Here is a 1,252-nt window from a genome sequence, read left to right on the forward strand (position 1 = left end):
CTGGAATGGCCCCGGCTCCATGGACACCCCAGAATAGGGTCAACCGCGGAGGTGATCCATGGCAAACCAACGTTTCAGTGCAGAGTTCAAGCGCGAGGCGGTCAGGCTGCTGGAATCGTCCGACAAACCCATCACTCAGCTGGCCCTTGAGCTTGGGGTGCCTCGCAACCGCCTGTACAAGTGGCGAGATACGTTACGTGTACAGGGCAGCTCAGCCTTCCCCGGCTCAGGATATCGTTCTCTCGAGCAACTGGAGATCACCCGGTTAAAGCGCGAACTTGCTGACGCGCGTGAGGAGAACGAAATCTTAAAAAAAGCGGGGGCGTACTTCGCCAGCAAGCCAAAGCGCGGTACGCCTGGATCCACGGACAACGACTGAATCACCGGTTGTCTGTGATGTGCCGGTGCTTGGATGTATCAGCGAGTGGCTATCACGCATGGAGTACACGCAGGCCATGTGCGCGCCAGCAGGCCGATGTCTTGCTCGGCGCAATCATTGCTGCAGCCCACCATGAGTTCCGCGCCGCTTATGGGAGTCGACGGCTCTGGCGCGTACTGCATGCACGCGGGGTCATCTGCGGTCGACATCGGATGGATCGGTTGCGTCGCAAACAGGGTCTGTGGACCCATCGCAGACGTAGATTTTTGAGGGTCCGGGCCTCCTTCAAATCCGCCCCTGCAGCGCCTCGGCTGCTGGAATGGCCGTTTCGATCACCTGCACCAAAACGAATCTGGGTCGGAGACATCACTCAGATCAGCACGCGCGAAGGCATCCTGCACCTCGCTGCAATCCAGGACGTCTACAGCCGTCGAATCGTTGGCTGGTCAATGAGCAACCAGCAGCTCACCAAACTTGCAGTGGATGCCCTTGAAATGGCGCTGGCCCGCTACCCGCCCGCTCCTGGGCTGACCCTTCATCACGATCAAGGCAGCCAGTACCGAAGCCTGCAATACAGTGCAAAAGCGGCGAAAGCCAAAATAGTACTGAGCATGAGCCGGCCGGGCATGCCCTACGACAACGCAATGATTGAGAGTTTCTTCGCCAATCTGAAGCTTGAAATCAATGATGGCCGTCCGTTCCCCAATCGAGAAGCAGCGAGGACGGCCATCTTCGAGTACATCGAGCTGTTCTATAACCGCGCCCGGCTCCATTCAGCTCTCGGCTACACCACGCCTTTACAGATCGAGCAGCAATATCAACAGGTCAGGAGTGTCCCCTGACTACCTTATCCATGGAATCCGGGGCAGTTCA

The 1,252-nt window shown here is 57.9% G+C and carries 2 protein-coding genes; both read left to right on the top strand.

All coding sequences use genetic code 11. The features are described from left to right. Positions 1 to 58 precede the first annotated feature (58 nt). The gene (locus tag ACVOLR_RS20025) at positions 59 to 379 is read left to right on the top strand and encodes a transposase (RefSeq protein WP_332505448.1); all 321 of its coding nucleotides are present in this window, start codon (positions 59 to 61) and stop codon (positions 377 to 379) included. Beyond that, complete coding sequence (locus tag ACVOLR_RS20030) at positions 361 to 1,221, top strand: IS3 family transposase (RefSeq protein ID WP_332505452.1); 861 nt, start codon at positions 361 to 363, stop codon at positions 1,219 to 1,221. The genes ACVOLR_RS20025 and ACVOLR_RS20030 overlap by 19 nt, the downstream gene beginning before the upstream one ends. Positions 1,222 to 1,252 lie beyond the last annotated feature (31 nt).

The sequence above is a fragment of the Stenotrophomonas sp. STEN030 genome, from assembly GCF_056759995.1.

Bases quoted from the DNA above. Each gene is read 5' to 3' on its own strand.
- ACVOLR_RS20025 (WP_332505448.1), top strand. From the start codon at position 59: ATGGCAAACCAACGTTTCAGTGCAGAGTTCAAGCGCGAGGCGGTCAGG.